Origin of the sequence: Kroppenstedtia guangzhouensis, from assembly GCF_014637345.1 — a bacterium.
GTDB classification, from domain to species: domain Bacteria; phylum Bacillota; class Bacilli; order Thermoactinomycetales; family DSM-45169; genus Kroppenstedtia; species Kroppenstedtia guangzhouensis.
Genome location: NZ_BMEX01000036.1, coordinates 1 through 7,174 on the forward strand (window position 1 = coordinate 1; position 7,174 = coordinate 7,174).

A 7,174-nucleotide genomic window follows, 5' to 3' on the forward strand; every position below is an offset into this window, starting at 1 on the left:
AGACTTTTACGACACTTCAGGGTATAATAAAAACGGTCGAACCTGCATTCAACCGTTGGAAGGGTGATCGCTAATGACCGAAAAAAGTGACGCAAAAGTCGCCGAAGGGTTTATCCTGGATCTTCAGGCGAAGGGGAGCGGTCCAGGCACGATCAAAACTTATACCCGCATTATACAGGAGTTTTCGGAATGGTTGAAGAGAAATGGCGGGGATATGGACCGGCTGACCCGGGTGGATGTTCAGCAGTACATTCACTACTTGGAGGAGAGGGGAAACAGCGCGGCCACGATCCAGAACAAGTTTGCCGCGCTCTCCGTCCTGGTTCGCTACTTGGGAGCCGGGGACATACTGCAGTATATCCGCCGGCCGGAGATCCGGCAGCCTCGTCATATCGCCCCGAAGTCCCTGGACCGGAACGAACGAAATCGGGTGCTGCGGGAGGTGGAGCGAACCGGGAAGCGGCGAGATATCGCGATTGTCTACCTGCTGGTTTATAGCGGGCTGCGTGTTTCCGAATTGGTGAATCTGAATCGGGAGGACGTGGAGATCCGGGAGCGAAGCGGATCGCTGACGGTGCAGAAGGGGAAGGGAAATGTGGCCCGGAAGGTTCCGCTACCGGTAGAAGCTCGGTTGCAATTGTCGCAGTATCTAGAGGCTCGGGACGACGACTCTTCTCCTTTGTTTTTGTCAAACTACCAGCGGAGGATATCCGTGCGATCGGTGCAGCGGATTCTAGCGAAATTTGGGATTCATCCTCACCAGTTGCGGCATACCTATTGCCGGGAGCTAGTGGGAGCCGGAGTGGATATCGCCACAGTGGCGGAGCTGGCCGGTCATGCGGATATCAACGTGACCCGCAGGTATGCCAAACCTTCCGCTGAGGAGTTAGAAAAAGCAATTGAGAAAGCTTTCTGAACGGAAATAAACCGGCCTTATCCTGGGGCTGGTTTTGTTTTGCGAATGTTCTCTTCCTGACCTACTTTGTGATTCCATAAAGTCCCCGGCCCACCCGCTGAATCCTGGGGTTGATTTTCATCATCCGGTTCATTTTCGATGTGTAGTTTTTGCCCATATCCAAGTAGGGTTCTACCTCTCGCTGGATTTCGGTTAGCTTCAGAGCTCCCCTTTGCCTGAGAAGTCTCTCTATTACAATGGCCTCCCAAAACGATTTTGGCTGTATGTGTTTCGGTTTCCGCTCTAACTCTTCGTTACTCAACTCTTCAGAGAAGATGTGAGAGTCTGTTTTTGGTTCGACTTTTGGAGGTTGGGCCGGAGGGGTTTCGGGAGTTGAAGAGGTTTGACTTTTCAATTCCTCGCGGATCGCCGCGCGGATTAACGATTCTAGTTCTGGCCCCTGAACATATCTCCCTTGACGGTACCTTTTGTACCCCTCTTCCATTCCTTGAACCATGTGGCCGTAAAACTCATGAATTTCTTCTCGAATGATGTCCCGAACAACGGAGAATAACAGATCCATTCCCTTTTGCGAAAACACAGCAGCGGTTTCTTCTTCCATAGCTCCTTCCTTTTCTAAATCAACCGCGTACGATTCTTCTTTTGATTTTTTTCTGCGATGTTCAAAAGCCGCCTGTTCATCTTGTTTATGGATGCTCCAAACCTTTTCGGCCTTGGTCAACTTTCTCATATCGAACTCCCTTTCTCTGTTCTATCACCTACTATTTTAACAGGTGGATATGCTAGCAACTGCCCCTAATGAAATACTCAAATGAGACATTTTAAGTCCGGGAATCATGGTACTGCGAAAAATATCTTATTTGACTGAACCCTAATGAGATACGCCCCCGTATAGCGCAGCTGCCAACGGGGGCGTTTTCTAACTCTTATTCTCGTATTTTCTAAGAAGGTCCTGGATCGCTTCGTCTAAGAGTCTGGATTTAGGAATCCGTGTCTCTTTATGCAGCTGATCCAACCCTTCCCAAAGTCTTTTATCAATTGCATTGGAAACGGGAATGCGGTTTTTCAGACCTCGATTGATTGTCATTCGTTTCACCTCTGCTTATATTATCTCACGTGAAAAAACTACTTGCAACTACTTGTAGTTTAGTGTAGTATAGAAAGTAACAAGAAAGGAGGGGTTAGGCATGCTGGTGGTCACAGTTCGTTGCAAAAAGTGTAAGAACACAAGAGATGTTCATTATGTTGGGGCTTTTCCCGTTGATGAATACGATTGCGAATGTAAGGGAGACGTTGAGGAAATCAGTTCACGGTCGGTATGAACAGTCCGGAAGGTATGAATGAGGGGGACGATTGCAACTTTAAACGTCCCCCGGCTACTTAAAGGGAGGTTAGGCCGGATGGACTTGCAAGAAAGAGAGGCTGAGTTTGATGAAATACTGGAGGCAGAGATACACGAGCACCTAAACGGGATCTCAAGGGAAATCTTTGAACTTGAACATGATATTTAATAACCCTACAGGGAGGAATTTGAGATGTACAAACAGGTAACGATGACACTGATCGCAGAGGAAAAGGGAAGTGTAGCGTGGCACGGTGATACTGGTCATAATGCTTTCGGTATTATTATGAATCTGATTGATGAACAAATGAAAAAGGAAGGCAAGGCAGAACAGGTCTGCTTTTCCATCGTGGTGGAGGGAGTCGGCGGTCAGTCCATCGTCACCTCCCCGGATCAGCTCCAATCGCAAGCACAGGCGGCCATGGTTTCTCTGGGACTGCTGCATTTTACTCAAAGGGAAGAAAGTAGAGAAGAAAACCTCTGTCATGAGTGTCAGGATGCTCATTCTACATACTTTTCCGGTGGCCAAGAACTGTGCGGCACTTGTGCTCGGGAAGTGGGTTGGCTTGATGTACTGGAAGATTACTGAAGTGAACGGCCCCGAGAACCGGGGCCCTAATCCACACAAAAGCAAAGTTACGGGAGGCTTTAAGGATGGAAAAACTGTGTCTTTCCTGCGGAAGAAAGATGGTCGGTAAGGTAAATAAAGATCTAAATCATATTTATTTCGAGTGTGAATGTGGGAGCTGGGGATATAAAAACTATTTCCCTGATAAGGAGAACGCACAAGGAAGCGGCGAATCGTATTGGAGAAAAGAAGCCTTGCATTGGAAAAAGGAGGCGCAAAGACTGAAGACGGAACGGGATGAAATATTGAGAATGTACAACAAGCTCAGCAGGGAGATCACAGAAGCGTATTAGCTGCACAGGACGAAATTGAGCTGGGGGCGGCCAACCTTGGCCCCTCCGATCCGAAGGCCTCCACCGGGGACCGTGGGATCGGGGAGACCCGAAAAAGAGGAGTGATGACGAGTGGAATTTACCAAGTGGGAAATGTTGATGACGGCAGAGGTCGCGATGATGAGGACGGGAGTTGATCGGGCGAAGGTGGCCGAGGTGTTACAGGAGATAGAGCAGATTACAGGGGAGATTGACAGGGGGACAGAAACCCGGATCAAGGCCAGGCTGGGAAATCAAGATGAAAACAACCAGCCAAGCATTGATAAGGAAACCGTCGAATCCCTGTTAGACGTACTTCGACGTTGTGAGCGGTTTATCGATGGTGGACCAGCTCCTAAGTTAACTGAGGATGTAAGACGTGCTATAGAGATTTTGGAGGACTGACAGGGGCGGCCACATGGCCCCTCCGATCCGACGGCCTCTGCTAGGGACCGTGGGGGGAGACCTGAAAAGAGGAGGTTAAACAGACGAAGAAGGAGAGTTGGAGCATGAAAGAATTTTTGGAAGTATCCAAGCCGACTCCTATCATGATGATGATTACACTGGCGGCTGTAGCACCGTTTGTCATCGCAGAAGGTTTTTTTACAGTTTCAGAGTTGATTGCATGGGTGATATCAGCAGTCTTTGGGGCAGTGTTCTTGCAGGTTTCTTATTGGGGACTAGCACATTTGTTTTTATGGTTGTTTGGTCACGGTCGGCGATCAGGATGAAAAAGGCGAAACGGCGGCCAGCACAGCCGCCGTCGTCCGGGTGTCGGCTTCCCGGGCCTGAATGAGCCAGCCGAGAAAGGATTGATTGTCGAACGATATTTTAAACATTAAGGAGTTGAAAGGAGATTGATTACCGATGAGAATGAATCTCAAAAAAGTATACAAGATAGGTAGTTTTGCACTCATCGGATGTGGGATTTTTCGCTTCTTCGATGGAATCCATGGCACCCCTGATGTTCCAAACGGAGACGTTCCCCTTGGGATTCCTTGGTCACCCTATTTTATGGGCTATGTAGAGGGCGATTTCTATGTGGGGGCCAAGTCTTTGGGAACCATCTTCTTTCCTGGAGTTGAATTCCTCATGGGGGTCCCGATTCCCGTGATCTGGCCGGCATTGTTGGGCGTACTTTTTCTATGGACATCCCCGCATCCGGCAAGGACCGAAGCAAACGAAAGGGTGATGGGAAAATGAAAATCAAAATGGACCGGGACAACAAAATTCCATTCTACGAAACTGCGTCTATATTGAAAAAGCTCTGGGTCGCTTCGGCCCGAAATCTCCGGTTCAACGAACCCAATAGACTGAAAGAAACCCGGGAGGCGGCTGAGGCGGCTGGCATCCCGAATGATGTTCTCAGCCAGACGATGATCGCCGGACTCAAAGGTATACCAGTCACCTTGGTTGGGAACGTAGCCGGTGAATCAGTGGAGTATCGGGCTTGCTAGAAAAGGCGAAACGGTGGCCGGGGACGATCCGGCTGCTGTCATTCCGGGGTGCCCTCCCGGGATCTGATGACCGCTGATGCGGATCAGGGAACTGATGCCAGGGCAGAAGGACCGGGGGGAAAGTAAGTGGGTCCGTGTCTAGAAGGAGGAACCGTAGGATGGAAGTTCCGTTTTTCGTCTACGAATGTGTAGTCTGCGGCCATATCATGGATTTGGAAGGCGACCGGTTTGTGAAGTGTGACGGCTGCGGATCCAAGACCCAGTTTCGTGAGTATGAGGGTTATCTTCTCCCGGAACCGGAAGAGGTGAAGAGATGAAGAAAGAAACGTTTGATCGAAAGCAGTTGGCGGATCGGATCAGGATGGAGCTGGAGAAGTTGAATCATGAGGAGAAGCCCACAGTGGAGGATGTGCTGAAGTGCTGGAAATTTGAGCATCCCTTCGAGGCCTACCCCGAAGTGGTCGAGGTTGCCGTTCGTGGAATCCGGGAGTTCAGCTACTACGACTACGGCCAGCACATGTACTATGTGAACATCCCCGATGTTACGGTCGATCAGTTGGCTGCCGTCAATGCCCTGGGAGTGGAGATCATGAACGGGGTTTTGAACATCGGAGAGGGGGCTTATGTTCACTGGCTGATGGATGAGAAACAAGGAAGCCCCGAGGAGAAGGCGATTCATTCCGCCTTCACTGCCGAACGCTACAACAGTCTGGAGGACTTTGAGGAAGAGCGGGATGCGTTGATTCAGAAGAGGTTGGAAGAGATGAAAGAGGAGTTCGAGGAGGAAGATTTCAAGGAGTTCCGGGCACGACTGGATCAAGTCTCAGAGGATGGATTAATTCGTCTGTCGGGGAACCGGGCGGCCTTTCTCACTCCGGGATTAGTCGAAGCCATTGGAGAAGCAGATTTATAGGAGGGTGAGATGATGGATCGAGCAAAAGTATCGTTGAAACGACTGGAACTCCGACTGAAGGAAGCCGTCCAAGAGGCTCGGCGGTTGGAGTACGAAACCAGCCAGGATGCGCTATCCCCGGAAAAACGCTTTGAATACGAGCAATTGTTGGGGATCGGAGAAAAACTGGAGGAGGCACTGACCCGGTGGGAGTATCTTCAGAAGCCCGTGGTGGCTGAAGGATTCCTTCGGAAGAACGAGAACGGGCGGTATGAAATCGGGGACCGAGAATTTACATCCGGCGAATCCATCGAAATCCTGATCAGTGATCCCGGCTTCGATGAAACAGTCTGGGTGAAGTCTAGAGTGGAACACAACGGCCAGGATTACTATCTCATGGGATATGAAGAAGTCCCGATGGATGGCCTGATGGCACGACAAAGAGGGTGAACGAAACAAAATCTAAATTTTGGAAGGAGAAAGATTCCGTTGTTCAAAAAATGGCTGCCGGTCATCTTGGCCGGCATTTTGTTTCTGGGTGGATATCAGTCTATTGACTCCATTGATGATATTGATGATATTCGATCTCTTTTTGAATCCACTGCCGGTGCGGATGAACATAGTAAACCAGCAGGGCAACAGGAATACGATGTGATCTTGGAGTTCCCGGCGGATCGGTACCCGGAGACAGCCGCACACATTCAGGGGGCGATCAAAAAGGGACACTCGGAGGTCTGCACTATCGACCGGGATGGGGCGGATCAGAACCGAGAGGAGTCACTCCAGGGCATACCCACCAAAGAGGGCTATGACCGGGACGAGTGGCCGATGGCTTTCTGTTCCGAGGGAGGGAAGGGCGCCCACATCGCCTACATAGATCCCGCTGACAACCGGGGAGCTGGCTCATGGGTGAGCCATCAGACCCGGGATTATCCCGACGGCACCCGGATCAAGTTTGTGGTGACTCAGCCAGAAGGGGCCACATACAAGGTATTTTACAGCTATCTATGGCATACTACTATCTATGAAAATACTTTCAACCGAAACGGCATGGCCCGCCTGATGGCGGGCTTTTTTATTCATATCCAATGGGGAGACAAATTTTCACGGAGTGAAAACCACAACCGGGCCAGGACTTTATTCGATGGTGCATCCTCCGTCTGGAGCCCGACTGGAAGCTATTTTATTGTTTCCTTTCTCTGGGTATGCTATGATTAAAGCGAGCATAAACTACGAATGGCCCCAGGTGCTGGAACACCCGGAGCCACTGTAGACGCGCTTCATCGACGGGACGGGATCGCCGTCCTAGAGGCATGGAGCTAAAACAGGAACCCCAACCACCTAGCGGGACCGCCAAATCCGTGTGCTAGGGGCATGGGGTTTTCTTCGTCTTCTGGGTTGCTTGGTCTTCATCTGCTTGATTTCCAACCGAATCTGAATGATCCGGAGGATCCCCCATATGTTCGTCAATATCAGAGATATGACTGTTAGCACAATGATGAGCAACGCCTATCACCTCCTTTTAGGGGTAATACCAGCGAAGCTGTCACCAGGGGCAAAGTAGATTCCACAAAAAGTAAAACCCTCAATTGAGGGCTTTTTTATTAAAACTCTTCTACATATAGCGC

General features: G+C 50.0%; 11 protein-coding genes, 1 other RNA gene and 1 pseudogene. 11 read left to right on the plus strand and 2 right to left on the minus strand.

Annotation, left to right across the window (positions count from 1 at the left end):
- The first annotated feature begins 73 nt into the window (after positions 1-73).
- Positions 74-916: a tyrosine-type recombinase/integrase gene (locus IEV46_RS17320; RefSeq protein WP_188433793.1), complete on the plus strand. Its 843-nt coding sequence runs from the start codon at positions 74-76 to the stop codon at positions 914-916.
- Between the two features lie 61 nt (positions 917-977).
- On the opposite strand, the gene IEV46_RS17325 is transcribed toward IEV46_RS17320, so the two are convergent.
- Both IEV46_RS17325 and IEV46_RS17330 read right to left on the minus strand, forming a co-directional pair.
- Positions 978-1,646: a Rok-like winged helix domain-containing protein gene (locus tag IEV46_RS17325; RefSeq protein WP_139293697.1), complete on the minus strand. Its 669-nt coding sequence runs from the start codon at positions 1,644-1,646 to the stop codon at positions 978-980.
- 189 nt (positions 1,647-1,835) lie between these two features.
- Entirely contained in the window at positions 1,836-2,003 is a 168-nt protein-coding gene (locus IEV46_RS17330; protein WP_188433795.1) for a ribbon-helix-helix domain-containing protein, read from the minus strand.
- Between the two features lie 448 nt (positions 2,004-2,451).
- Between IEV46_RS17330 and IEV46_RS17335 the strand changes: the two genes are divergently transcribed.
- The 10 genes and pseudogenes from IEV46_RS17335 to IEV46_RS18270 form a co-directional block, all read left to right on the plus strand.
- Positions 2,452-2,847, plus strand: coding sequence for a hypothetical protein (locus tag IEV46_RS17335; protein ID WP_188433797.1), 396 nt, complete (start codon positions 2,452-2,454; stop codon positions 2,845-2,847).
- A 65-nt stretch (positions 2,848-2,912) separates the two neighbouring features.
- Positions 2,913-3,179 carry a hypothetical protein gene (locus IEV46_RS17340; protein WP_188433799.1) on the plus strand — a complete coding sequence of 89 codons (267 nt, stop codon included), beginning with the start codon at positions 2,913-2,915 and terminating at the stop codon, positions 3,177-3,179.
- A gap of 111 nt (positions 3,180-3,290) precedes the next feature.
- Entirely contained in the window at positions 3,291-3,602 is a 312-nt protein-coding gene (locus IEV46_RS17345) for a hypothetical protein (RefSeq protein WP_072511465.1), read from the plus strand.
- A gap of 104 nt (positions 3,603-3,706) precedes the next feature.
- Positions 3,707-3,928: a hypothetical protein gene (locus IEV46_RS17350; RefSeq protein WP_139293699.1), complete on the plus strand. Its 222-nt coding sequence runs from the start codon at positions 3,707-3,709 to the stop codon at positions 3,926-3,928.
- A gap of 3 nt (positions 3,929-3,931) precedes the next feature.
- Positions 3,932-4,004: hammerhead ribozyme type II (locus IEV46_RS17355), an RNA gene on the plus strand.
- 392 nt (positions 4,005-4,396) lie between these two features.
- A complete protein-coding gene (locus tag IEV46_RS17360) occupies positions 4,397-4,654 on the plus strand; it encodes a hypothetical protein (protein ID WP_188433801.1) in 258 nt (85 codons plus the stop codon).
- Positions 4,655-4,812: 158 nt separating this feature from the next.
- Positions 4,813-4,971 carry a hypothetical protein gene (locus IEV46_RS17365; RefSeq protein ID WP_188433803.1) on the plus strand — a complete coding sequence of 53 codons (159 nt, stop codon included), beginning with the start codon at positions 4,813-4,815 and terminating at the stop codon, positions 4,969-4,971.
- Complete coding sequence (locus IEV46_RS17370; protein WP_188433805.1) at positions 4,968-5,567, plus strand: hypothetical protein; 600 nt, start codon at positions 4,968-4,970, stop codon at positions 5,565-5,567. The genes IEV46_RS17365 and IEV46_RS17370 overlap by 4 nt, the downstream gene beginning before the upstream one ends.
- Before the next feature lie 12 nt (positions 5,568-5,579).
- Entirely contained in the window at positions 5,580-5,996 is a 417-nt protein-coding gene (locus IEV46_RS17375; protein ID WP_188433807.1) for a DUF5348 domain-containing protein, read from the plus strand.
- Positions 5,997-6,125: 129 nt separating this feature from the next.
- Positions 6,126-6,509: pseudogene (locus IEV46_RS18270) on the plus strand (NucA/NucB deoxyribonuclease domain-containing protein); the annotation flags it as partial.
- Positions 6,510-7,174: the final 665 nt, after the last annotated feature.

Bases quoted from the DNA above. Each gene is read 5' to 3' on its own strand.
- IEV46_RS17320 (WP_188433793.1), top strand. From the start codon at position 74: ATGACCGAAAAAAGTGACGCAAAAGTCGCCGAAGGGTTTATCCTGGAT.
- IEV46_RS17325 (WP_139293697.1), bottom strand. From the start codon at position 1,646: ATGAGAAAGTTGACCAAGGCCGAAAAGGTTTGGAGCATCCATAAACAA.
- IEV46_RS17330 (WP_188433795.1), bottom strand. From the start codon at position 2,003: ATGACAATCAATCGAGGTCTGAAAAACCGCATTCCCGTTTCCAATGCA.
- IEV46_RS17335 (WP_188433797.1), top strand. From the start codon at position 2,452: ATGTACAAACAGGTAACGATGACACTGATCGCAGAGGAAAAGGGAAGT.
- IEV46_RS17340 (WP_188433799.1), top strand. From the start codon at position 2,913: ATGGAAAAACTGTGTCTTTCCTGCGGAAGAAAGATGGTCGGTAAGGTA.
- IEV46_RS17350 (WP_139293699.1), top strand. From the start codon at position 3,707: ATGAAAGAATTTTTGGAAGTATCCAAGCCGACTCCTATCATGATGATG.
- IEV46_RS17360 (WP_188433801.1), top strand. From the start codon at position 4,397: ATGAAAATCAAAATGGACCGGGACAACAAAATTCCATTCTACGAAACT.
- IEV46_RS17365 (WP_188433803.1), top strand. From the start codon at position 4,813: ATGGAAGTTCCGTTTTTCGTCTACGAATGTGTAGTCTGCGGCCATATC.
- IEV46_RS17370 (WP_188433805.1), top strand. From the start codon at position 4,968: ATGAAGAAAGAAACGTTTGATCGAAAGCAGTTGGCGGATCGGATCAGG.
- IEV46_RS17375 (WP_188433807.1), top strand. From the start codon at position 5,580: ATGGATCGAGCAAAAGTATCGTTGAAACGACTGGAACTCCGACTGAAG.